General features: G+C 43.0%; 14 protein-coding genes. 8 read left to right on the top strand and 6 right to left on the bottom strand.

From position 1 onward, the window contains the following. The first annotated feature begins 77 nt into the window (after nucleotides 1-77). Genes NOS7524_RS28370 through NOS7524_RS08320 form a run of 3 tightly spaced genes read left to right on the top strand, consistent with a single transcriptional unit; the run spans nucleotide 78 to nucleotide 6,075 of the window. Nucleotides 78-5,399 carry a response regulator gene (locus NOS7524_RS28370; RefSeq protein WP_015138048.1) on the top strand — a complete coding sequence of 1,774 codons (5,322 nt, stop codon included), beginning with the start codon at nucleotides 78-80 and terminating at the stop codon, nucleotides 5,397-5,399. Beyond that, nucleotides 5,371-5,757, top strand: a complete 387-nt coding sequence (locus NOS7524_RS08325; RefSeq protein ID WP_015138047.1) for a response regulator — start codon at nucleotides 5,371-5,373, stop codon at nucleotides 5,755-5,757. Before NOS7524_RS28370 ends, NOS7524_RS08325 begins: the two co-directional genes overlap by 29 nt. A 45-nt stretch (nucleotides 5,758-5,802) precedes the next feature. After that, nucleotides 5,803-6,075, top strand: coding sequence for a DUF5132 domain-containing protein (locus NOS7524_RS08320; protein ID WP_015138046.1), 273 nt, complete (start codon nucleotides 5,803-5,805; stop codon nucleotides 6,073-6,075). On the opposite strand, the gene NOS7524_RS08315 is transcribed toward NOS7524_RS08320, so the two are convergent. Further along, nucleotides 6,065-7,447, bottom strand: a complete 1,383-nt coding sequence (locus tag NOS7524_RS08315; RefSeq protein WP_015138045.1) for an AAA-like domain-containing protein — start codon at nucleotides 7,445-7,447, stop codon at nucleotides 6,065-6,067. The two genes, NOS7524_RS08320 and NOS7524_RS08315, sit on opposite strands and share 11 nt — an antisense overlap. Before the next feature lie 83 nt (nucleotides 7,448-7,530). Further along, complete coding sequence (locus NOS7524_RS08310; protein WP_015138044.1) at nucleotides 7,531-8,343, bottom strand: MinD/ParA family ATP-binding protein; 813 nt, start codon at nucleotides 8,341-8,343, stop codon at nucleotides 7,531-7,533. A 220-nt stretch (nucleotides 8,344-8,563) separates the two neighbouring features. Here NOS7524_RS08310 and NOS7524_RS08305 point away from each other — a divergent pair, with 220 nt between their 5' ends. The 3 genes from NOS7524_RS08305 to NOS7524_RS08290 all read left to right on the top strand — a co-directional run bounded on the left by NOS7524_RS08305 (nucleotide 8,564) and on the right by NOS7524_RS08290 (nucleotide 16,316). Next, complete coding sequence (locus tag NOS7524_RS08305; protein WP_015138043.1) at nucleotides 8,564-12,130, top strand: NB-ARC domain-containing protein; 3,567 nt, start codon at nucleotides 8,564-8,566, stop codon at nucleotides 12,128-12,130. 246 nt (nucleotides 12,131-12,376) lie between these two features. Then, nucleotides 12,377-12,562 (top strand): DUF4278 domain-containing protein, encoded by a 186-nt coding sequence (locus NOS7524_RS08300; RefSeq protein WP_015138042.1) that lies wholly within the window; start codon nucleotides 12,377-12,379, stop codon nucleotides 12,560-12,562. A 196-nt stretch (nucleotides 12,563-12,758) separates the two neighbouring features. Further along, entirely contained in the window at nucleotides 12,759-16,316 is a 3,558-nt protein-coding gene (locus tag NOS7524_RS08290; protein ID WP_015138041.1) for an AAA-like domain-containing protein, read from the top strand. A 57-nt stretch (nucleotides 16,317-16,373) separates the two neighbouring features. Here the strand turns inward: NOS7524_RS08290 and ftsH are convergent, their stop codons facing one another. Together ftsH and NOS7524_RS08280 are read right to left on the bottom strand one after the other, a co-directional pair. Next, the gene (ftsH, locus tag NOS7524_RS08285) at nucleotides 16,374-18,281 is read right to left on the bottom strand and encodes an ATP-dependent zinc metalloprotease FtsH (RefSeq protein WP_015138040.1); all 1,908 of its coding nucleotides are present in this window, start codon (nucleotides 18,279-18,281) and stop codon (nucleotides 16,374-16,376) included. Nucleotides 18,282-18,394: 113 nt separating this feature from the next. Then, nucleotides 18,395-19,114, bottom strand: coding sequence for a dienelactone hydrolase family protein (locus NOS7524_RS08280; protein WP_015138039.1), 720 nt, complete (start codon nucleotides 19,112-19,114; stop codon nucleotides 18,395-18,397). Nucleotides 19,115-19,805: 691 nt separating this feature from the next. On the opposite strand from NOS7524_RS08280, the gene NOS7524_RS08275 reads away from it, so the two are divergent. After that, a complete protein-coding gene (locus tag NOS7524_RS08275; protein WP_015138037.1) occupies nucleotides 19,806-20,312 on the top strand; it encodes a universal stress protein in 507 nt (168 codons plus the stop codon). Nucleotides 20,313-20,623: 311 nt separating this feature from the next. Here NOS7524_RS08275 and NOS7524_RS08270 read toward each other — a convergent pair whose 3' ends face one another. Beyond that, on the bottom strand, nucleotides 20,624-23,374 hold the full coding sequence (locus NOS7524_RS08270; protein ID WP_015138036.1) for a cation-translocating P-type ATPase: 2,751 nt from the start codon (nucleotides 23,372-23,374) through the stop codon (nucleotides 20,624-20,626). A gap of 129 nt (nucleotides 23,375-23,503) precedes the next feature. Here NOS7524_RS08270 and NOS7524_RS08265 point away from each other — a divergent pair, with 129 nt between their 5' ends. After that, on the top strand, nucleotides 23,504-24,631 hold the full coding sequence (locus NOS7524_RS08265) for an ATP-binding protein (protein WP_041555235.1): 1,128 nt from the start codon (nucleotides 23,504-23,506) through the stop codon (nucleotides 24,629-24,631). Between the two features lie 157 nt (nucleotides 24,632-24,788). Here the strand turns inward: NOS7524_RS08265 and NOS7524_RS08260 are convergent, their stop codons facing one another. Next, a complete protein-coding gene (locus NOS7524_RS08260; RefSeq protein WP_015138034.1) occupies nucleotides 24,789-25,778 on the bottom strand; it encodes a phosphatase PAP2 family protein in 990 nt (329 codons plus the stop codon). Between the last annotated feature and the right edge of the window lie 56 nt (nucleotides 25,779-25,834).

Here is a 25,834-nt window from a genome sequence, read left to right as displayed (position 1 = left end):
TTTAAGTTCCAAATATTACTAATTTCGGGTTATAAGTTAGAAAATTTGCTCAATTATTGCTTAAATATTAATTTAATATGAAAATTTTAGTTGTAGAGGATGACGAATTAAACGCTTATGCGCTGACAGCCGTTCTCACAAATCAAAACTATGTAGTGGAAGTGGCAACTGATGGTGATGCGGCTTGGGATTTAATCCAAACTTATGATTATGATTTAATTCTTTTAGATGTCATGCTGCCCAAGCGGGATGGTATTAGTCTTTGTCGGCAAATTAGGTCAAATGGGCGGCAAATGCCCATCCTGTTATTAACAGGTTGTGATAGTAGTCATGAAAAAGCCATTGGTTTAGATGCAGGTGCAGATGATTATGTAGTCAAACCCTTTGATGAAGAAGAATTGGTTGCCCGTGTACGGGCGCTGTTGCGACGAGGAGGGACAATATCACAACCAATTTTAGAATGTGGTAATTTACAGCTTGACCCTAGCAGTTGTGAAGTTACCTATGGAGAGCAATTACTATCACTAACTCCTAAAGAATATGCACTTTTAGAGTTATTTTTGCGAAATCGCCGCCGGGTGTTTAGCTGTTCAATGATTTTAGAGCATCTTTGGTCTTATGAAGATACTCCCGGTGAGGAAGCAGTCCGCACCCATATAAAAGGCTTACGCATGAAGCTCAGAAATGTGGGGGCTGCTAGTGATTTAATTGAAACAGTTTATGGTATTGGCTATCGACTCAAACCCCAAGAGGAAGAAAGCAAGGGAGCAGGGAAGAAGGAAAAATCTCAGTCTGGTGGTAAGTCTCAGTCGGATACCACACTGACAGCCATAGCAGGCATTTGGCGAAAATTTTACGGGCGGGTGGATCAGCAAGTTAGAGTTATAGAACAGGCAGCATTAGCTATTACCCAAGGGGCTTTAAATTTAGAATTACATTTGCAAGCTAGACAAGAAGCCCATACTTTAGCAGGATCTTTGGGGACGTTTGGTTTACCTGAAGGCTCGAAATTAGCACGCAAAATTGAACAGCTATTGAAATCTGAGCCAAATTGGACTCCGAAAGAGATTACCAAGGTACAGAATTGGGTGCAAGCATTGCGCCAAGAAGTTGCAGGGCAACAACCAGGAGCCGAATCTTCGCCATCTGTGAATCATTCACTGCCCTTGGTATTGGTAGTTGATAGGGATGCTGTTTTAGCTGAACAGTTAACACAAGCATCGACTGGTGGAGAATGGCAAGTGACGACTACTACCAATCTCAAGCAAGCTAGAAACATACTATACCAAGAGCATCCCAGTTTAGTGCTACTTAATCCTGGTGTTTCTGCCCATCAAGAAGATAGTTTGAATTTCTTAGCAGAACTAGCCCAATGTAAACCACCTGTACCAGTCATAGTTTTCACAGAACAGACAGATTTTCAGCACCGTCTACAACTAGCGCGTCAAGGGGAACACACCTTTTTACAGAAACCCCAACCTGCATCTGAGGTTATGGGAGCGATCGCTCAAATTTTACAACAAGTTCCCAACGCCGAAGCCAAAGTATTAGCTGTAGACGACGATCCCAAAATTCTCGCCTTATTGCAAACCCTCCTCCATCCTTGGGGGCTAAAAGTCATTACCCTAGATGATCCTCGCCGTTTTTGGGAAACATTAAAAGCCGAAACCCCAGATTTATTAATTCTGGATGTAGAAATGCCCCACACTAACGGCATAGAACTATGTCAAGTAGTTCGTAACGATGCCCAATGGAGCGAGTTACCAATACTATTTCTCACCGTTCACAGCGACGCAGAAATCGTTAATCAAGTCTACAGCGTTGGTGCTGACGACTTCGTAAGCAAACCCATCATCGGGCCAGAACTGGTAACACGGATTATCAATCGCCTAGAACGGGTGAAACTGCTACGACGAGTCAGCCAGAAGGAGGTAGGAGGTAAGCAGGGGTGCAGGGGTGCAGAGGAGCAGGGGAGTAGAGGAGAACAAGAAAAATCTTTTACTCAGTCCCCAGTCCCCAGTCCCCAATCCCCACTCCCCAATCCCCACTACCCACTCCCCACTCCCTTCTTCACCAACGGACGCGCCATCTTTGATGCTGAACCAGAGTGTGTCAAAATTGTGGCGGCTGATGGGACTATATTGGAAATCAATCCTGCCGGTTTGGCGATCCTCGAAGCTGATCACCCTGGCGCAGTAGTGGGGCAGTCTGTGTATAATTTCATTGCGCCTGAGTACCAACAAGCATTTCGCCAACTGAATGCAAGTGTGTGTCAAGGACAAAAAGGTAGTCTAGAATTCGAGATTATCACTTGTCAGGGTCATCGGCGTTGGATGGCAACTCATGCTGTACCTTTGCATAACACCGCAAATGGTAGCTTGGTGCAGTTGGCAATTACACGAGATACTACCGATTACAAACAAGTAGAAGCAGAAATTCAGCGAGTCAATCGGACATTGCAAACATTGAGTAACTGTAATCAGGTACTCTGTCGCGCCCAAGACGAAAACGATTTACTGCATCAAGTTTGTGAAATTATTGTCAAAGTCGGGGGCTATCGCTTGGCCTGGGTAGCCTACGCGGAACATGATACACTCAAGAATATTCGCCCTGTGGCTCAAGCAGGCTATGAGGATGGATATCTGCAATCTCTCCATCTTACCTGGGCTGATACGATTCGTGGTCAAGGGCCGACAGGTAGCGCCATCCGTACAGGCAAAACTACAATTATTCAAAATATTTTGACCGATAGCCGTTATGAAATTTGGCGGTGTCAAGCTATCAGTCGGGGTTATGCGGCTTCTATTGCTTTACCTTTACTAGCTAATGGTCAAGCTTTTGGAGCGTTGAATCTTTATGCTGCTGAACCAGATGCTTTTGATGTGAATGAGGTGAAACTTTTAGAAGAGTTAACAGCAGACTTAGCCTATGGAATTTTAGCATTACGTAATCAGCGCGATCGCCAACGAGCTGAAACAGCCCTGCGAGAAAGTGAAGAAAGTCTCGCCCTGGTTCTGGAAGCAGTTAATCTAGGCATTTGGGATTGGGACTTGACCACCAACCACATCACATGGTCTGATAGTCATGCGCGGTTATTTGGTCTGGAGCCAGGTAATTTTAATGACTCTTATAAAACATTTCAAGCCTGTGTTTTCCCGGAAGACTGGCCAGGGTTAGAGCAAGCATTCCATACAGCCCAACAACACAAAACTGATTTTAATCATGAATTTCGCGTCGTCTGGCCAGATGGTAGCATTCACTGGGTTGAGGGTACAGGTAAACTCTACTACAACCCATCTGGTGTAGCAGTCCGAATGCTGGGGACAGCCAAAGATATCAGCAATCGCAAACAAATCGCAGCCGCCCTACAAACAGCTAATAATGAACTAGAGTTAAGAGTCGCCGAGAGAACGGCAGAGTTAGTCAACGTCAACCGACAGTTGCATTCTGAACTAGAAGAACGTCAGCGCGTAGAGGCAGAACTAAGGATTTCCCAAGTTAGACTAGCCCGGATTTTAGATATTGCCGATGATGCCATCATTTCTATTGATGGTAGCCAAAAAATCACCATCTTTAACCAAGGAGCCGAGAAAATATTTGGCTACTCTGCCCAAGAAATTATCGGACAGAGCCTGAATGTTCTCTTACCCCAGCGTTTTGCCGAGGCTCACCGTCAGCACGTCACCGGTTTTAGACAATCTCCTAGCATGGCACGGCGCATGGGAGAACGGCGGGAAATATATGGTTGTCGCAAGGATGGAACGGAATTCCCCGCAGAGGCTTCTATATCAAAACTGCATATAAATAACGAGGTAATTTATACAGTTATCCTGCGTGATGTTACAGAGCAAAAACAAATTGGGCGGATGAAAGATGAGTTTGTGTCTGTAGTCAGCCATGAACTCCGCACTCCCCTGACTTCAATACATGGCTCCTTGGGAATGCTCACCAGTGGTTTATTGTCAGCAGACTCTGAGCAAGGTAAACGCCTGCTGCAAATTGCTACCGATAGTACAGAGCGTTTAGTTCGTTTGATTAATGACATCCTAGACATTGAGCGCATCGAGTCAGGTAAGGTAAAAATGGAACGAGAAACCTGCAACCTGACCGAATTGATTGAATCAGCCGTCAGTATTATGCAGCCCTTAGCGAATAAAGCACAGGTAAAACTCTCAATTTCTAGCCCACCAGTGCAACTATGGGTAGATCCAGATCGGATTGTACAGACCTTGACTAATTTGCTAAGTAATGCGATAAAATTCTCCACGCCGGAAAAAACTGTCTGGTTGGTAGGTCAACAGTACGGTGATGAAATCTTACTGACAGTCAAAGATACTGGACGCGGTATTCCTACTGACAAACTCCAGACTATTTTTGAACGGTTTCAACAGGTAGATTCTTCCGATTCCCGCAACCATGACGGTACAGGTTTAGGCTTGGCCATTTGTCAGAGTATTGTACAACAGCACGGTGGGCGGATTTGGGTAGAAAGTGTCCTAGGGGAAGGCAGCACCTTTTACTTTACATTACCGATTTTACCAGTTTCCCCCAGTCTAGAATTAGTAGACTCCTCCCCCATTGCCCACTCCCCCCTCCCCACTCCCCACTCCCCCCTAGTCTTAGTCTGCGACGATGATCCTGTAATTCGCATTGAACTACAAACGCTGTTAGAGAGAGGGGGATATCGAGTCATAACTGTAGCTAGTGGTGAAGATGCGATCGCCTTAGCATCTCACCAACATCCTGATGTGATTTTACTAGATTTACTCATGCCTGGGATGAATGGTTGGGAAACGATGGCATTATTGAAAGAACGAGCCGAAACTCAAGACATTCCCATTGTGATTTGCAGTGTCTACAAGCAAAGCAGCAGTAGCCAAAAAAGCGCAGACTTTGTGGATTGGGTGAGTAAACCAGTCCAAGAAAGCTATCTCTTACATTCCCTGAGAACAGTCATTGCGAAATCGTCCCAGCGAGCTAGGATTTTGATTGTGGAAGATGATGCTGATTTAGCAGACTTACTGAGTACCCTGTTTGAACGCCATGATATTGAAACCTTCCAAGCCAGAACAGGTAGAGAAGCCATCCGTCTTAGCCAAGAAGTGAATCCTGATTTATTGATTCTGGATTTGATTCTGCCCGAAATTGACGGTTTTACAGTGGTAGATTGGCTACAGCAACATAATCGCCTGTGTAACATTCCTTTAGTAGTATATTCAGCCCAAGATTTGGATGAATCAGAGCGTAAAAGACTTAAGCTAGGAAATACAGAATTTTTGACCAAAGGACGGATCACCACCCAAGAATTTGAACAACGGGTGATAGAACTACTGCAACGAATTACCCATAACATACAAGAGGCTAGCAGTTATGAACACCAAGCGAATTCTAGTGGTTGATAACGAGCAATATATTCAAGAAGTCGCCAAAATCTGCCTAGAAACAGTCGCAGGCTGGGAAGTGATGACAGCGAGTTCTGGCAAAGAAGGAATTAGCCAAGCCGCAGCTTGTCAACCAGATGCCATTCTTTTAGATGTGATGATGCCAGATATGGATGGTATCGCTACCTTTGAGAAACTGCAAGCCAATCCAGTTACTAAAGACATACCTGTGATTTTATTAACCGCCAAAATCCAAGCTACTGATCGCCGTCGTTACTCACAACTAGGAATGGTAACTGCGATCGCTAAACCCTTTAATCCGTTAGAATTAGCTGGTCAAGTTGCCACTGCTCTGGGTTGGAATTTAGAAGACTAAGTTTTTAAGTTAAAATTAAATTAAGTAAAACAGGGGGTTAAAAATATGTCAGTTAAACTTTTACCCGACCTGGGAGATTTAGCAGAAGGATTAGGAATTACAGGGATTGTAGGTATAGTTCTTATCCCTGTATTATTACCAGTCATAGGTGGGGTTGGTAGACCCTTAGCGAAAGCAATTGTCAAAAAGGGAATTGCCTTGTATGAAAACAATAAACACGCCCTCACAGACTTAGGTGAAACCTGGGAAGACATCATTGCAGAAGCAAGGGCAGAAGTTGGTGAAGAACGCATGAAATCGGCTGAAGCTAGGCCTTAAAATATTGCCGATATAATTCACAACTGGGTGTTACTTGATTTCCTAGCAGGGTAACGAGTCCCATACTGTGTAACTTGAAGGCTAACAGCTGTTCTATCTCTACTGGTGTGGGAGAATTCAAAACCTGTGCATAAGCAGCCGCTAATTGTGTATGTTCTTGCAGGCTACGTAAATGTCTGTGCAGATGATTACTATAAATCCCTGCATCGGTGGCGGCTGTTTGTAACAATTGATTGAGAGTTAGGTCTTGTTGCGCTAGGTGATAAAGTGCCTGCTGTATCAGGTATGGATGTCCAGAAACCAGTGCTATCAAAGCAGATAGTTCACTCTCTGATAAGTGCAAACCATAACGTTGAGCTAAATCTAAAACTTGTTGTTTGTTAAAAGCTTGCAACTCAATTGCTAAACCCACATTAAAGGGAGATTTATTAATATCTAAAGGAATATAAACTTCTGTAGAATGAACAATCACCAACCGGAGATTTTGCCAGAGAGAATTGCCACTATCTCCATAGGCTGCTTCTTCATACCAAGAACGCAATAATGTAAAGAAATCGTCAGCTATTTCTGGGTGTAAGAATACCTCATCAACTTGATCTAACGCTAATACTAAAACACCATTAATCTCTGGTAACACACAGTCTTCAAAATAAGCTGTGCAGTTACTTTTGCTGCCAAAGGTGTCACTCCAATAATCATCTACACGGTGCGATAAATGCAGTTTGCGCGTAATAGCAGCACAAAACCAGCGCAAAAATTTATCTAAATCACTAAAAATTGCTCTATCTGCTCGTTGTAAGCTGAGTGCAACTGTGTGTACTTCTGAAGTATCCCCATTTTGGCTAGATTGTTCTTTAGCATAAGCTAGTATTCTCACCATTAGGGAAGTTTTCCCCATTTGACTTGGTGCTTTGATGCGAATTAACGCACCAAGTCTGGTAATCTCTTCATAACAGCGAGACTCTACAGGGGGGCGTTCAACATACAGCGCCGATTCTAGTGGTATGAGTCCCACTGGTGGTTCTAAGTTGCTAGATATCTGGGGAGATACGGCAGATAAAACAGGTTTTTGGCTGGTGGCTGTGGTTGCTTGCTGTGCCAAAACTGCCATTAAATTAGTTTTGCTGACTTTTTCTCCCAAACTAGATGAAAGAGTTTGCCATAATTTAGGCCCGACATCGTGCTTAATGTATTCAGGTGTATAACCACTAGCTGTAGCAATTTCATCGTATTTTTGACCTAGTAAAGCACCACGCAAAACCGCAACTTCAATATTTTTTAAATGTCGGGAGGTTTTGGCAAAAACGGCTGCATCTGCCAATCTTAAAGCTACTTCAAAGGAAATTGTTTGCTCTTGGCTAGGGTTTGTCATTGTGCGACGTTTTTGTGTGCCTGATCACCTTCACAGATAAATTTACAGGTTTATGACCCCACTGATCTAGAAGTTTGCATTTTTTAAGTTTTTGCTCCCGTAACACATAAGTTATCTGTTTCTACTGCCGGAGTGCAAACGACTGTCATGGCTGTACTAGCAATTTGGTTGAGCATTTGCGTCAATAAATGGTGGGGATACTGTAAACAAAACAATCCATAGCTACCAAGATTGACCATATCTTCTGATAGTGGTAGTATGCCGGCTATAGTAAGTTGATAAGTCTGCTCTACTTTTTGTTGCAGTGCTAATAAGTCCATCTGGTTGGGTGCCTTATTAACTACCAACATCATCTTCTTAACTTTTAATTGACGAGCAACATTAACTGTTACAGATGTCCCTTGAAAATCCTGGCAATCTGGACGCAAAATCACAAATAGTAAGTCAGAGATAGCGATAGATAGTAATGTTTCTCGGCACAATCCGGGATGAGTATCAATGAAGAGATAATCTAATGCTAATTCTTCAGTTAATTGCTGAAATCCTCTGTTGAGTAAACTAACGTTGTATCCCTCGTACTCAATTCTGGCAATTTCATCAGCATTAACACTAGAGGGAACCAGAAAAACTTTACCCTGCCCCGTAATTCCTAAATCAGAGGTAACATCACAAACTGCATCCCGAATAGAACTGCGTTGCCACAAATAATCATTGAGGGTATAAACTGCACCCATTTCATCAGGTTTAAATAAAGCATGAAGACCTGGTGATTGTAAGTCAGCATCAACTATAGCAACTCGGTGTCCTTGGAGAGCGATCGCTACCGCTAAATTTGCTGTTAAATTAGTCTTACCGGTTCCACCTCGAAAAGAGTGAATCGCAATCGTCTTAGCCATGAAACACCTGCCATCAAAACCAGTACCGGGAATGTCTGGCCGTATGTTTTTAGGTTTACTAGATTATTCAATCCAAAGAAAGATCAGAAAGATCACTGTGTAAGCTAAAAAACTGATCTTGACAAAACAATAATTATGTATAATAAGTACCAATCTCAACCCTCATAGACTAAAACTTCCTACCACTAAACTCCTACACCCTAGTTTTCCAGCCAAAAACGTGGCCACTCTCAAAGCCTCGCCAGAAGGATTAGTAAGTATAAAACAAGCCAGAGTATCTAAGGGATGGTCTGTTGATGACTTTAGATGGTTAGAGTCAGCTAGTGAAGTATTAGGAGTTTGTTGGCAAAAAAACGGAGTTCTGGCCGCAGGGATATCTGAAGGCACTTGGAAGCGTTTCCTGGCAGGGAAAAATGCTATTAATGCTCAATCTTTTCAAGCCTACTGCCAAGTATTAGGAATCAATTGGCAAACTGTAGTTGAGAAACCAGAAAATCCCCAGTCCCCAATCCCCAATCCCCAATCCCCAATCCCCCAAGACTGGAGTGCAGCACCAGATGTCTCAATTTTTTATGGTCGTGAGACAGAATTAAATACCGTGAAATCCTGGGTGGTGCAGGAAAAATGCCGATTAGTGACACTGCTGGGCATGGGGGGAATTGGTAAAACGACTTTAGCACTCAAGTTGGCAAAGGAGATCATTCCTAGCTTTAACTATGTGATTTGGCGCAGTCTTCGCAACACTCCACCTGTAGAAGATATTTTGGCGGAACTGATTCAATTTTTATCTGGACAACAAGAAACTAATTTACCTACTGATTTAGATGGCAGAATGGCGCGGTTGCTCAAATGTGTACGCACCTCACGCTGTTTGCTGATTTTAGATAACGTCGAGTCTATTTTGCAAGCAGGCGATCGCACTGGTCGTTATCGCACAGGTTATGAAGGTTACGGTCAATTATTCCAATGTCTTGCGGATACTTCGCACCAAAGTTGTCTGATATTAACTTCGCGGGAGAAACCCCAAGGTCTTGCTAAGTTGGAAGGGGAACTTTTACCTGTACGTTATCTGCAACTGACGGGTTTACTGGATACCCCAGGACGGGAATTATTTCAACTCAAAGGCAAATTTACCGCCACAGACACCGAATGGCAAACCCTCATTAGTCGTTACGGTGGTAATCCTTTGGCTTTAAAAATAGTCGCATCTTCCATCCGGGAGATGTTTGACGGCAATATTTCCCAATTTCTCCAAATTTCTCAGCCAGGGACGTTTATTTTTGATGATATCCGCGACTTGCTAGACCAACAGTTCCATCGCTTAACCCAATTGGAACAAGAAATCATGTATTGGTTAGCAATTAATCGGGAACCAGTGGCATTGTCACAGTTACAAGCTGATTTTGTTGCCCACATCCCCCCGCGAGAAATCATAGAATCACTCAGTTCTTTGCAAAGGCGTTCTTTTATCGAAAAAGGTAACACGGGCTTTACTCAACAACCTGTAGTGATGGAGTATGTCACACTTCAATTAATTAATTGTGTTTGTCAGGAGATAGTTAATCAGCAAATTGTTCTATTTAACAGTCATGCCTTAATGAAAGCGCAAGCTAAAGATTATGTGCGGGAAACTCAAATTAGTTTAATTGTCCAACCCATCATTGATGAATTGACGATACAGTTAGGTAGTTGGGAAAACATATCTATTTATCTCAATCAAATCCTCTCTCAACTGCGAGATCAACCATCCCAAGAAACAGGTTATGCCGGGGGAAATATTCTCAATCTGCTGCATCATGCACAGGTTGACATAACTGGTTATGACTTCTCTGGTTTAAGTGTTTGGCAAGCTTATCTTCAAGGGGTGAATCTGCATAGTGTGAATTTTGCAGGGGCGGATTTATCTAGTTGTGTATTTACTGAAACTCTAGGTAATATTTTATCTGCTGCTTTTAGCCCGGATGGTCAAATGTTGGCAACCTGTGACACTGATTGTCATGTGCGGCTGTGGGAAGTGAACACAGGGAAATTACTCTTGATTTGTCAGGGACATACTAATTGGGTGCGCTGTGTGGTGTTTAGTCCCGATGGGCAAATTTTAGCCAGTTGTGGTGCTGATAAGACGGTGAAATTGTGGAGTGTGCGGGATGGAGTGTGTATTAAAACTCTGACTGGACATGAACATGAAACCTTCGCCGTTGCTTTTAGTCCCGATAGTCAAACTTTAGCTAGTGCCAGTGGCGATCGCACCATTAAATTATGGGATATTCCAGATGGTCAATGCTGGCAAACCCTCACCGGACACCAAGATTGGGTGCGTTGTGTAGCTTTTAGTCCCGACGGACAAACCCTAGCTAGTGGTAGTGCTGACCACACCATTAAATTATGGAAGATTCCAGATGGTCAATGCTGGCATACCTTAGACACACATCAAGGTGGGGTGCGTTCAGTAGCGTTTAGTCCCCATGAAGGAATCTTAGCAAGTGGTAGTAGCGATCGCACCATTAAATTCTGGGATTATTCCACAGGCAAATGTCTAAAAACTTACACCGGACACACTAACGGAGTCTATTCAGTCGCCTTTTCTCCCCAAGATAAAACCCTAATTAGTGGTAGCGGCGACCACACCGTAAAACTGTGGGATACCCAAACCCATACCTGCATCAAAACCTTACATGGTCATACTAATGAAGTCTGTTCTGTCGCCTTTAGTCCCGATGGGAAAACTCTAGTTTGTGTCAGTTTAGACCAAACCGTGAGGTTATGGGATGCCCACACAGGACAGTGTTGGAAAACATGGTATGGAAATACAGATTGGGCGTTACCAGTTGCCTTCAGTTCAGATGGGCAATTGTTAGCCAGTGGTAGTAACGACAAAACCCTAAAGTTGTGGGATTGGCAAACCGGCGAGTGCATCAAAACTTTATCAGGACACACAGACTTTATTTATGGTATCGCCTTTAGTCCCGATAGTCAGACCTTAGCCACTGGCAGTACAGATTCCTCAGTGCGATTATGGCAAGTTAGCACAGGTCAATGTTGCCAAATCCTCCAAGGACACAAAGATTGGATAGATGCCGTAGCCTATCATCCCCAAGGTAAAATCATCGCCAGTGGTAGTGCAGATTGTACCGTCAAACTCTGGGATGAAAGTACAGGTCAATGTCTGCATACTCTCACCGGACACACAGAAAAAATCCTGGGAATTGCCTTTAGTCCGAACGGAGAGATGCTAGCAAGTGCCAGTGCTGACGAAACTGTAAAATTGTGGGATTGCCACACAAATAACTGCATTCAAACAATACACGCCCATAACGCCCGAATTTATGCTGTTGTCTTTGAACCCACAGGAAAAACCTGCGCCACTGCTAGCACCGACCAAACCATCAAACTGTGGGATATTTTTACTTGCAAATGTCTCAAAACCTTAACAGGACATAGCAATTGGGTATTTGCGATTGCCTTTAGTCCCGACGGTAATACCCTTGCTAGTGCTGCCCACGACCAAACAGTGCGGATTTGGGATATCAAGACAGGTAAATGCCTTCATATCTGCGATGGACATACACATTTAGTATCTGGTATTGCCTTTAGTCCAGATGGACAATATATTGCTAGTGGTTCTCAAGACCAAACAGTAAGAATTTGGAACGCCAACACAGGCGAGTGTGTGAGATTATTGAGGGCAAAAAGGCTGTATGAGGGGATGAATATTGCTGGTGTTAGAGGATTAACAGCAGCTACAGTTTTAACATTACAAGCTTTGGGTGCAGTGATAGCTGGATAGGTTGGATTGAAAGCAGTGAAATCAAACAAATTCTAAGTTTTTTGTGTTGGGTTATTAATGTTTGCTGTTGATAATTTCCTCTAGAGCCTATGTAGAAAAAGTATGAATTTATTAGGTAAGTTTAGATTTGATTTTCTCCAGTTAAGTTGGCGAAATCCTTAACTTTTCTGTATCGACTATGAGTTATCTAAAACTTATAAATATAAGCATCAATCACAGATATCCTCAAATAAGGAGAACAGAATTATGCAACTAACTTATCGGGCTGCTAGCTATGAAGTTAACTCTATAGATGTGAAAGTTACTAATAGCGATCGCACAGGTATGTATCGCGGTGCCGAAATTAAATTCCCCAGTCCTGTGCTTACACGCCAGTCACATCTCTCCAGTCAACTAAAGTATCGCGGTATCAATTACAGTATCTGGCATTGATGTTTGTTAGATTGCGTAAGTCACAGTCCCCAATCCCCAATCCCCAATCCCCAGTCCCCTATCCCCTATATTTCTCACCAGGTAAGTTAAGTTCCTTCTATCCCCAAACTCCTTAACTTTTCTACATCGACAACACACCGCGAACATTCTATAAATAATGACAGTCAACCATTGATCAACGACGCGACCTTTCCCCATGCACGAACTGTTATCACCCTACGAATATCAAGTTGGTGGTCGCCTTCCCGTTGATGCACCCAGTTACGTTGTCCGCCAAGCTGATAAAGAACTCTATAAAGCTTTACAGGCGGGTCAATTCTGTTATGTTCTCAACTGTCGCCAAATGGGCAAGTCGAGTTTGCGAGTCCAAGTTGCCAAGCAACTGCAAGCGGATGGTGTCGCCTGTGCCACAGTTGATTTATCTGGAATTGGCAACCGCAACATCACAGCAGATCAATGGTATGCAGATATTATTATGCGTTTGGTGCGGAGTTTTCAACTAGCGCGTCAAATTAACGTCCGCAGTTGGTTGCAAGAAAGACAAGACTTATCTCCTGTGGGTCGTTTGGGGGAGTTGCTGCAAACTGTCTTACCAGAGTTGATTCTCCAACCAATGGTAATTTTTTTCGATGAAATTGACAGTACCCTCAGCTTACCATTTAATACCGATGATTTCTTTGCTTTAATCCGGGCTTGTCATGAACACAAACGTCTGTGTTTTGCCCTCTTGGGAGTAGCAACACCCTCTGATTTGATTACTGATAAAACTCGTACACCTTTTAATATTGGTCGGGCAATTCAATTAGATGGGTTTCAACTGCATGAAGTGCAAGCATTAGCCAGAGGATTGGCTAGTAAAGTTAAAAATCCCCAAGTGGCACTTCAGGAAATCTTGATGTGGACGGGGGGACAACCTTTCTTAACTCAAAAACTATGTCAATTAGTAGCGGCTAATGAAACATCGGGGCATGAAGGTCAAGAAACGGGTATAGAATCACCATCTCCATATCTCCAAAAGTTAATGCAGCAGATTTTGACTCCCCATGAAGAAGTTGCAGACCAAGTAACAGCTATAGTGCGATCGCATATTATAGATAATTGGGCAGCCCAAGATGAACCGCCCCATTTAAGAACAATCCGCGATCGCTTGCTCAGTAGTGAACAACGTGCTAGTAGATTACTAGGGCTATACCAACAAATCCTCCAGCATGGCACAGTGCCGGCTGATGATTCTCCGGAAACCATCGAGTTACTTTTGTCTGGTTTGGTTGTCAAACAAAAAGGTTCATTGCAAGTTTACAACCGCATCTATCAAGAAGTATTTAATCAAGAGTGGGTAGAAAAACAATTAAAAAAGTTACGCCCCTACGCTGACTGTCTCAATGCTTGGGTGGCTTCTGATTATCAGAATGAAGCATATCTCCTGCGTGGTCAAGTCCTCAAAGATGCTCAAGCCTGGGCGGAAGGTAAGAGTCTCAGCAATCAAGATTACCGTTTTTTAGCTGCTAGCGAAGCCCTAGAAAAACAAACCGTACAAACTGCCCTCATCGCTTCTGAACAAGCCAATGAAATTTTACTCGATGCCCAAACCCAAGCTAAACAAACCATTCGGCGGGGACTGGTGAGTTTATCCATTCTGGGTGTCGTGGCTATTAGCTTGTTGGGATTATCAGGTTTACTCACATGGCAAACTAAAGCACAAAAACGCCAAGTAGCCCTGGGTGAAATTAAAGCCCTAACCCTCTCCTCGGAAGCTGCTTTTGAATCGGATCAACGTTTAGATGCCTTATTAACAAGTTTACAAGCAGGTAGGAAATTACATCAAATTGGCTGGCATCATGCAGATATAGACCTGAAGGTGCGAGTAGATAAAACACTGCGCCAGTCTCTCTATTGGGTCAAAGAACGCAACCGCCTATCAGGGCATAGCGATGTAGTAACGCGGGTGAAATTTAGCCCTGATGGACAAAAGATAGCCTCCGCCAGTTGGGATAAAACTGTGAGAATATGGCAGCGTGACGGCAAACTCCTGCAAACCCTGCGCGGACATGATGATGCTGTCTGGAGTATCAATTTTAGTTCAGATGGCAAATTGTTAGTTAGTGCCAGCCGGGATAAAACCGTCAAAGTATGGCGTGTAGCAGATGGCAAAGAACTGCTTACTTTACCTCATCAAGATTGGGTGTCATGCGTAGGCTTTAGTGACGATAGTCAAACAATCACATCAATGGAATGGCATGGTACGATGCGACTGTGGAACTTGCAAGGCCAAGAATTGCGATCGTTCCCCACCCATAAAGAACCAGTAGTAGCTATTAGTGTTAATAACAAAAGCGGGATGATTGCTACCGCTAGCCGGGACGGTACAGCTAAAATTTGGAGTCAAGACGGTCGGGAAATCCAGACACTCAGGGGACACCGTGATTGGGTAATGTATGTTAACTTCAGTCAGGACGGTGAATCACTGGTTACAGCTAGTCGAGACAATAACGCCAAGATTTGGAATTTACAAGGTCAAGAACTGGTAACTTTGTCAGGACACACCGATAGTGTCAGCAGTGTAGTATTTAACTACGATGGCAACACCATTGCTACTACCGGTTGGGACAAAACTGTAAGACTTTGGAATCGTCAAGGAGAACAACTGCAAGTTTTCCGAGGTCATACTGATGCTATCTGGGGTATAAGTCTTAGCTCTGATGGTCAAACTCTTGCCAGCAGTGGTGAGGATGGAACCATCAGACTTTGGAGTGTGCGGCATAATTCCCCATTACCAAAAGCCATGACCTGGAGTGTTAATCTGGGAGAAGCCGCCAGTGGCAATGTTGTTTTCAGTCCTGATGCCCAGACTTTCGGTACTACTGGGCGATATACAAAGGCCAAACTCTGGAGTCGTCAAGGACAGCTGAAGTTAGCCCTCAAAGGACACCAAGATTTAGTCAGGAGTCTTGAGTTTAGCCCTGACGAACAATATTTAGTGACGGCTAGTCGAGACAAAACCGTTAAACTCTGGAATTTAGCAGGCAAAGAATTAGCCACTTTACAAGGACACCAAGCAGATGTTAGGAGTGTCAGTTTTAGCCCTGATAGTCAAATAATTGCCAGTGCTAGTTGGGATACCACAGCCAAACTCTGGGATTTGCAGGGCAAAGAAATAGTCACCTTGCAGGGACATCAAGCTGGGGTGAGGAGTGTGAGTTTTAGCCCTGATAGTCAAACGATTGCCACAGCCAGTGAAGACGGTACTGCTAAATTATGGAATCGTCAAGGTGAAGAACTAGCCACCCTCCCAGGGCATCAGGCAGGAGTACAAGCTGTGGGTTTCAGTCCGGATAATCAAATTATTGCCACTGCCAGTAAAGATAAAACTGTCAAACTCTGGAACCGACAAGGACAAGAAATTTTGACTCTTCTGGGACATGAGGGTGAGGTGAACGCGGTCATGTTTAATAGAGATGGCAAAATAATTGCCACGGCCAGCGAAGATATGACCATTAAGCTTTGGAATACTCAAGGGGAGATTTTACAAACCCTAGGAGGTCACGCTGCTGGAGTTAAAAGTTTAAGTTTTAATTCCGATAGCCGAGAACTAATTTCTTCTGATTCATTAGGTAAAGTCATTATTTGGCAGTTAGATTTAAATTCTAGTTTTGAACAATTATTAGTAAATGGCTGCAATTGGGCCAGGGATTTTTTACAAAATGATAGTCATGCTCAAACAGAAAATCAGCATTTATGCAATTATAGCAAGTGACACCAATTCACTAATTAGATATACGAGCCAGAGCGATCGCAGTCGCACTGAAAAATATTACATTAGCCCTGTTTGCAACCATTCATCCATTTCTGGTGGACGTTGGACGCGGTAGAGGCGCGATCGCAGTTCTTCCCCTTCTAAAACCTCTTTCTCTAACAAAATTTCGGCTGTTTCTCCCAGCAGTGCTTGATTCATCTCCAGAATCCTCAACGCTATCTGGTGCGCCCCATCGACTATTTCTTTCACTTCTATATCAATGGCTTCAGCAATTTTCTGACTCACAGCCCGGCGAGGATTGGTGAAACTTTCCAAAAATTCTTGTTGTATTTTCTCAAAGGCTACCGGTCCTAATTTATCACTCATCCCGTAAAGGGTGACAAACCTTTCGGCTAAGTCAGTGGCTTTTTGGATATCATCACTCGCTCCAGTGGAAGCCCTAGCAAAAGTTAACTCCTCTGCGGCACGTCCACCCAAAAGTGCCACAATTCTGCCGCGAATTTCATCTTCTGTCATCAAAAAGCGGTCTTCTTCTGGTAACTGTAGTGTGTAGCCCAATGCACCTACACCACGAGGCACAACCGAAATTTTTTCGACAATCCCAGCCCCAGGGAGTAAAGCCCCAATCAAGGCATGACCAACTTCGTGATAAGCAACGGTTTTTTTCTCGGTGTCATTCAAAACCCGTGATTTTTTCTCTAACCCTGTTAACACGCGCTCAATCGCCTCATGAAAATCAGCCATGACTACGGTTTCATGATTGCGTCGGGCTGCTAATAATGCCGCTTCATTCACCAAGTTAGCTAAATCTGCCCCTGCAAACCCCGGAGTTCTGGCAGCTAACTTAGATAAATCGACATTATCCCCTAGTTTCACTTGTTGGGCGTGAATTTTTAGAATCGCTTCTCGACCACTTTTATCGGGACGATCTACCATAATTTGCCGGTCAAATCGACCAGGACGACGCAAAGCTGGGTCTAGAACCTCTGGACGGTTGGTTGCAGCTAGGAGAATTACCCCAGTATTAGGATTAAATCCATCCATCTCGGATAGTAATTGATTTAAGGTTTGTTCTCGCTCATCATTACTACCAATCATGGGGCCACTACCAGCACGAGATTTTCCCAAGGCATCCAACTCATCAATAAAGACGATGCAAGGTGCTTGCTGCTTGGCTTGCTCAAATAAACTTCTTACCCGTGCAGCACCAATCCCTACGAATAGTTCAATAAATTCTGAGCCAGAGATACTAAAAAACGGAACTCCCGCTTCACCCGCGATCGCTTTTGCTAATAATGTCTTGCCCGTACCTGGAGGTCCGATTAACAAGACACCTTTAGGGATTTTCGCCCCTAATCGCCGATATTTGGCAGCATTTTGCAAGAAATCTACAATCTCTTGCAGTTCTACCTTCGCCTCATCAACACCAGCAACATCATTGAAAGTTACCCCTGTAGTGCCTTCTGAATAAATGCGGGCATTGCTTTTACCAAGGTTTAAAGCTGCCGGGCCACCCATCTGACTCCGACTGAGCAAAAAGCCCCAGATGCCCAGAAAAATCAATGGTGGTAAAATCCAGGCGAATAAGGTAGAAATCCAACCCATACGACTAGGGGATTGAGCAGAATACTCAACATCATGCTGCCGGAGAATTTGGGGTAATTCTGGATCTGTTGGCAGTGGGATTGTCGTAAACACCCGATTAGTTTTGTCGTCAGATGTTGCAGCATTGGACGGTGCTTTCAATTCATATTCAATGCGATCCGAACCAATGACTACACGCCCCACCTTACCAGCTTCCACCTGAGACACAAAATCACTGTAGGGTACTTGGGGATAGCGCGGTGAGCTAAAGAGAATCACATTTAAAAATATCAAAAATGCTACCCAGAGTATAAAACTACCCCCAAACTGTCTAGGCTCTGGTGATTTAGTGTTGCGATCGCCATCAGTTTTCATAGGCATAGTAAATGGCTCCTGTTTATCGACCTATGGAGACAAATCAAATCAATTCAAAATTCAAAATTAAAGAATTATTGGGAAAAAATCTCCCCTGCCCCTCTGCTCCCCTACCCCCCTCAATTCAAAGACATCGTATGTAAATGTAAATCTCGTGGTTCAAATGAAGTGAGGTAATGTTTAAACCATTGACTGGCTAATCGCCCGACTTCTTCTATTGCTCCCGATTCTCCAAACTGGTGAGTTGCACCAGAAATAGTTTCTAATTGTTTGTGTTGTGTAGAAATTTGTGCGATCGCATCTTCATTCATGGCGATGATAGGCAAGTCGTTCTCTCCCACAACTAACAAAGTGGGAGTTTGTACACAAGCAAGTGCTGTATTTACCAAGTCAGTTTGTCCACTGCGGGAAACAATCGCCTTCACCGCCATCGGGCGTGTTGTAGCTGCCAATAATGCTGCACCACTACCTGTATCTGCTCCAAAGTAACCGACATTTAGATTATTGGTGACTGGATTTTCTAATAACCAGTCGGTTATGGCTACTATGCGAGATGCCAGAAAATCAACATCACAGCCAAAATGTTTAGTACGCTGGTCTATTGCTTCTTCTTCTTTTGTCAGTAAGTCTATTAGTAAAGTCGCCAGTCCCCCTTCTTGACGCAACATATGAGCAAGATAGTGATTGCACGTACTATATCGACTGCTGCTACCGCTATGGGTAAACAGCACAATTCCCTCTGCATCCGTAGGTATAACCAGCTCTCCTTTCAGATGAATGGGGCCTAATTCCAAAATAACTATTTGCTCTTCAACGTTGGATAATGGTGTTTTATTCATGGCTCTTGCTTAAAAATGGGTGCTAATGTTGTGAAAAAATACCGTTTTATTCCCTACTCTGATATGAAAACTGAATGGCTGATGGCTATTAATATTGGTGCCAATTACCCATTAGTGTGAATAACTAATTACTTGATGAGTTATTTGCGTTATTCTTGATAAGTTTTTGGGCAAAAATCTTCATGCTCAAGATAGATTGTTAATAATAAAATATTGATATAAACCAGAACATATCTATCTTAGAAATGGGTGTAAGGTTTTAATAAGATGCTATGTCACTTAAGTTGACAATAATTAGCTATCTTTCGCTGATTATGCTGACTAAATTTGTAGCAAGTTTAGCCTTGGATATTGGTATGAGACGATTACTGAATTGAATTAAGTTAACATTTATTTTTAATTCTTTACACTTTTTCTACACCTCTTTTTCTCTATATTACTCTGTCTCAAACGTTACTTCAAATATCAAAAAGAGATTAATCATGAAAAGATATCTCAAAATTACCTTTAATATCTCAAATTCTGCAATATTGTACTAAGTTCTAATTTTTAAATTAGTTAAGGAGACAGAAAATCAGCCTGAATACGAAGAGAAATTATTGCCAGCTAAATACAGATAAAATATATAAATCTCCTTCCCCACTCCCAATTCCCTACTCCCTACTCCCTATTTGATAGGAGACTCTGGATTATGTATGACAAAATTTTGGTCGCTATAGACCCATCGGAAATGGGTCAACAGATTTTTGAGCAAGGTGTATTTTTAGCCACAGCAAATAATGCTGAAATGATGTTGCTGCACGTTCTATCACCATTGGAAGATCCTTATATTAGCCCTATATTTATACAGCCAGATGCTATCTATCCCACCGTCAGGTCTGAACCGATGGATACCTATATGCAACAATGGGAAAAATTAAAACAAGAAAGACTAGATTGGTTGCGATCGCTCACTAATACAGCCATCAATGCAGGTGTCAAAACAGGCTTTACCCAAAACATGGGTGATGCTGGTCGAATTATTTGTGAAGTAGCCCGCAGTTGGCCAGCCGACTTAATTATCCTTGGTCGTCGTGGTCGGGCTGGACTGAGTGAATTTTTCTTAGGTAGTGTGAGTAATTACGTACTGCATCATGCCCCTTGCTCAGTGATGGTTATCCAAGGAAAAATGCCTAGCACTCCCGTGTTATTTAGGTGAATTACCCACACTTACTCCGTCAGGAGAAGTGTGGGCTTCCGGCTTCATCGACAGATGCCTTACCTGATATCTTGCACCGAAGCGATATAGCCTTTCTTACCCTAGTGAAGTATAAAAAAAAACAATTAAACGCAGATGAACGCGGATAAATTAGTACCTCAGCAGACTAGGAAACGCTATATTCCGCCTCGGAATAAATTCCGAGTCTCATAGCCTAAGTCCGTTAAAACTCTCAACTTGCACATTTTAAAACCCTCATACAGTAAGGCTTGTAGAAATATCATCCTAAATAGTCTCTAAGTGTGCAATCATTAATTCGGTGGATCTAAACGATTCACAACTGTAGCCCACAAAATCATCGGTGAACCCACGCCTAAACAGAACAACCACTGTTGTAAAGTCAAAGGTGCTGTTTCAAAGACTTCATTAATCAACGGCACATGAGCAAAGACAATCTGTAAGAGAATTGCGCCGATAATTCCAAAAGCGATCGCAGGAATGTCAACGTTCTCTTTCATTGTCCCATCCATTTTGGCAATGAGATTGGGGATTAACTGACTAATACTCAATAGATAAAATATTCTGCCAGCAATCAGAGCATTAATTGACATAGTTCTGGCTAACGCTAAATCACCTGTTGTTTGTCGGATGTATTCAAAAACTCCAAAGATCACAATCCAGTTAAACAGAGAAATTGCTAAAATTCGCTTGACTCGGCTACCTGACAATAGAGGTTCGTTGGGATGACGTGGTGATTGTTGCATCACGTTTTGTGCTTTGGGTTCAAATGCCAACGGCACTGTCATTGTGATGGAGTTTAACATATTGAGCCAGAGAACTTGTAAGGATAAAATGGGTAAGTCTCTAGCCAACAATGTACTCAACAAAATAGTCATTGACTCCCCACCATTCACAGGCAAAATAAAGCAAATGGCTTTGATGAGATTTTTATAAACAGCTCTTCCTTCTTCAACAGCCGCTTCAATGGAGGCAAAATTATCATCGGTGAGTAGCATATCGGCAGCTTCTTTCGCTACTTCTGTACCTGCGCCACCCATTGCAATCCCGATGTCTGCTTGTTTCAAAGCTGGTGCATCGTTGACACCATCCCCAGTCATGGCGACGACTTCGCCTTTAGATTGTAAGGCTTCTACTAGACGCAATTTTTGTTCTGGCGCAACACGGGCAAAAACTACCCCTTCTTCTGCAACGTTGGCGAGTTCGGTTTTATCCATTTGGGCGAGTTCTGCACCTGTAAAGGCCAGAACTGAGCCATTTTTGTTAATTCCCATTTTCCGCGCGATCGCCTGCGCTGTCACTGCATGATCTCCGGTGATCATCTTTACTTGAATCCCGGCTGTTTGACAGGCTTGTACGGCTTTCATTGCACTTTCACGGGGAGGATCAATCATCCCCTGCAATCCGAGGAAGATTAAACCATCAGCAATATCTGGATGATCTACTGTATTTTGCTCATCACCCACAGGCTTTTTCGCTAAGGCTAAGACTCGTAAGCCTTGACGCGCCATGATGTTGACTTCCCGTTCAATTTTGGCTCGTGATAAGGTTTCTACACAGTCTAGAGGGTGGGGTTGTCCTTCGGTGTTGAGAATCAGGTGACAGCGTTGGAGAATCGCCTCTACAGAACCCTTCACATAGATAGTTGTACCTGCTGGGGTTTCATGCAAAGTTGCCATGTATTGATAATCTGATTCAAAGGGAATCCCATCTAGTCTAGGCATTTGCTCGGTTAAGGTAGGTTGGCTAAAACCAGCTTTGTTGGCTGATGCAATCAAAGCCCCTTCGGTGGGATCTCCCATCACTACCCATCTACCGTTTTTCGCTTCTATGTGGGAATCATTGCAGAGTAATCCAGCTATCAGACATTCTTGTAAACCCTTGTCGCTGTTTAAATCTACTGGTTGCTCATCGATGAGAATTTCCCCATCAGGAGCATAGCCTATGCCTGTGACTACATATTGATGTCCTCCAGCATATATGGATTGCACTGTCATCTGATTTTCTGTCAATGTCCCAGTTTTATCGGAACAGATGACAGTTGCACTACCCAACGTTTCTACAGCTGGTAGTTTGCGAATAATGGCATGGCGTTTAGCCATGCGGGAAACACCAATAGCTAAAGTGACAGTTACTACCGCCGGTAAACCTTCAGGGATGGCACTCACTGTTAAGGTAACGGCAGCTTCAAGAGCATCATTCCAACCTTTAGAATTCAAGCCAACAGTAAAGCAGAGAGTTGCTAGCCCTAACACCATATACAGCCAATTTTGGCTGAATTTATTAAATTTGCGGGTTAATGGTGTAGTAATATCGGTATGCTGCTCCATTAATTGGGAAATTTGCCCTGTCTCAGTAGCGTTACCTGTAGCTACGACAATCCCAATGCCTTGTCCGAAGGTGACGAAGCCACCCGCATAGGCCATATTTTTCCGTTCTGCAAGAGCTGTATCTGGTTTTAATAAGCGTGTATCTTTTTCAACCGCTACAGATTCACCAGTAAGAGCCGATTCATCAATTTGCAAGTTGCGAGCTTGAATTAAGCGTAAATCTGCGGGTACTTTGTCCCCGGAAGTCAGCAATACTACATCCCCAGGAACTAGTTCCCGTGAAGGTACACGGACTTTCTGCCCATCCCGCAAGACTGTGGCTTCGGTGGTAATGGCTTTGGCTAACGCAGAGATGGCACTTTCAGCTTTCGACTCTTGGATAAATCCGATAATGGCATTGGTGGTGGTTACACCCCAAATTACCCCGGCGTTGACTAAACTACCACTGAGGGCTTTGAGTAACCCTGCACATAACAAAATAATCAATAGTGGCTGGTTAAATTGCAACAGAAACTTGAGCCACCAAGGTTGAGTTTTCCTAGCGGTGAGTTCGTTTGTTCCCACCTGAGTTAATAACTGTTCTGCTCTGATGCTATTTAAACCCACCTCAGCATCGCTTTGCAAACGTGCGATCGCTTGCTCAATTTCTAAGGAATGCCAAATATTTGGCTGTCTCTCTTCTGGTGTAGCAACTGTAGATACAGCTTGAACCATAATTATTTATTTTCCATGAATAAGTGTTAAAAAAACAATAGCACTATTAATTAGTGTTTTAATAAAATCGACACTAATAAAATTAAATAATGACTATAATCACTCTCAATGGTTGGCAAAAAATCGAGTATGCTTGCCATTAAAGTGAGGATTAAACCCAAAGGCGAAAAAGTCGTGAGTCTGGATTTGTCTACTCCATTGCAATTGATTGGGCGATCGGCAGAGTTTCAGCGCATTGTTGAAGTCTTATCAGTAGATGGTGATTTATTAATTACTGGTGTACCTGGTAGTGGCAGGCGCACCTTAGTTAAGGCAGGAGCGCAAGAAGTTGGAGCAGTGGTACTAGAGATAGATTGTATCCGCGCTACAGATGGGGAAAGATTTTTACAATTGCTAGCAGAAGCTATTAGCCAAAATTGGGAAATAACTAAAATTCAAAACTGGGTAAATCAGTATGCCAGTGAGTTTTTTATCTTCGATGTAGAAAAAAGACTGAGGCTGTTGCGTTCTCTGGGACAAAAGCAGCGATGGCAGGCTTTTGAGATGCTGTTAGAGTTGCCACAAATCATAGCAGTAGATTTACAGAAACGGGTAGTGCTGATTTTGCATAGTTTCCCTCATATTCGCTCTTGGGATCGCAATAGTTTATGGGAAACGACATTCCGGCGCAAAATCAATCGAGACACTCATGTTAACTATGTCTTGATTGCAACGATCGCCCAGACAAGCTACCACTCAGATGAAAATAATTATCCTTTAGAAACTGTGCAATTACCCCCCTTAGCTGGAGATATCCTAGCCGTGTTGGCGAGGGAAATGCTACACACACACAGACTAACATTTGATTCCCGTTCTAAAGCACTTCCATTGTTTTTAGATGCTGTACAAGGACACATTGGTGATGCAATGGCACTCATTCGTCGTTTACAAACTTCATGTCTGCCTGATAGTTTAATTACTGAACAAGATGTCACAGAAGCCATTGAAGGATTACTCAAAGACTTATCGATGACTTACGAATCCTTGTTAATGCTTCTACCAGCCAATCAAGTGCATCTTTTGGAATGTTTAGCTTTAGATCCGACAGAAAAACCACAAAGTAAAGACTATATTCAAAAACATGGTCTTTCTAGAGGTGGCAGCTTACAAGGTGCGCTGACTGGTTTGCAGCATAAAGGTTTAATTTACGGTGCAGAGCAAGCTTATAATTTGGCGATGCCACTACTAGCTTTGTGGTTGCAGCAGAGATTGAGTTAAGTGACCCTTGGCGGCTCTGCCAAACTCAACACGGGAGCAAGAATCTACCTATCAATAGGGATTGAGAGGCGCTAACCCTGATAGGTGACAGGCTCTAAAGTGTCTTAGTGTCACGGTTTTATAATTGCTTGATGTCCTAATCTATATGGCGACTGCTTTAATTTAATTCGGGTAAAATCTTCTGGAAATTACCTGAAAAAGTATATTTTTGCTTCCATTCCAGATAGAGAATACAAGCAATTAACCACAAAATACCTGCGGCATAACCAGCTAAAACATCGGTAGGCCAATGTACACCCAAATACAACCGACTCAAACCTATTGCCCAAATTAAAACAGTGATTGAACCTAAAATCTGCTTACGCCATTGCGGAAATTCTTTTGCCAAAATATAGCCAATACATCCATAAATCGCGGTGGAAACCATCGCATGACCACTAGGAAAACTGTAGTGAACTGCGTTAACAATATAATCCCAAAGTGCAGGACGCGCTCTTCTAAACAGTTCTTTGAACAATAAATTTAAACCTACTGCTCCCACTGTTGCCATCCCTAGGGTAGTGGCTTCCCGGCGGCGTTGATTGTACCAGAGATTAATGCCTAGTGCAGAACAAATTGATCCAAAAACTAGCGGTTCACCTAAAGCAGTTATACCCTTCATGATGGTATCAAGCAGGGGAGTATGCAGCTTTTGGATTCCTAATAAAATGCTTTCATCAAAGCCATTTTTGTACACTAATCCACTGCTCAAGACTAAGACAGTCGCCACGGCAGAACCTACAATCAATTGACTGTTAAGTTGCTCTAATTGTGGTTGTATGGGTATAGCTGTCAGCTGTATGGGTGTTGGGACTATGCTGACAGATTGTTGGGCAATTTCTTGTCTGTAATCTAAAACAATATTTTGCAGAAGAGAGGCGATCGCACTCAAGCTATAATCTGGATCAAAAATCACCAGCACATTGCCCGTTAAATGATTAGCACTATATTGGAGAATATTTTTCTCCTGTGACAATCGCCATTCTATATAGTTTTTGCAAGAGTGTGAAAGATGCAGTCCACTGACTTTGAATCTAACTCTACCTTTGACAGCCGTGTGTATCGCCTGAATCAGACTACTACCATTTGTGCTTAAATGCCCGTTCATTGTTTGAGAAGTCTATCTTGCATCATGATTATATTGTAGAGACGCTATTGATCGCG

It is taken from the genome of Nostoc sp. PCC 7524 (assembly GCF_000316645.1).
In the GTDB taxonomy this organism is placed as follows: Bacteria; Cyanobacteriota; Cyanobacteriia; order Cyanobacteriales; family Nostocaceae; genus Trichormus.
The sequence above is the reverse complement of the archived record's forward strand: the minus strand, read 5'-3'. Positions and strand labels throughout refer to the sequence as shown.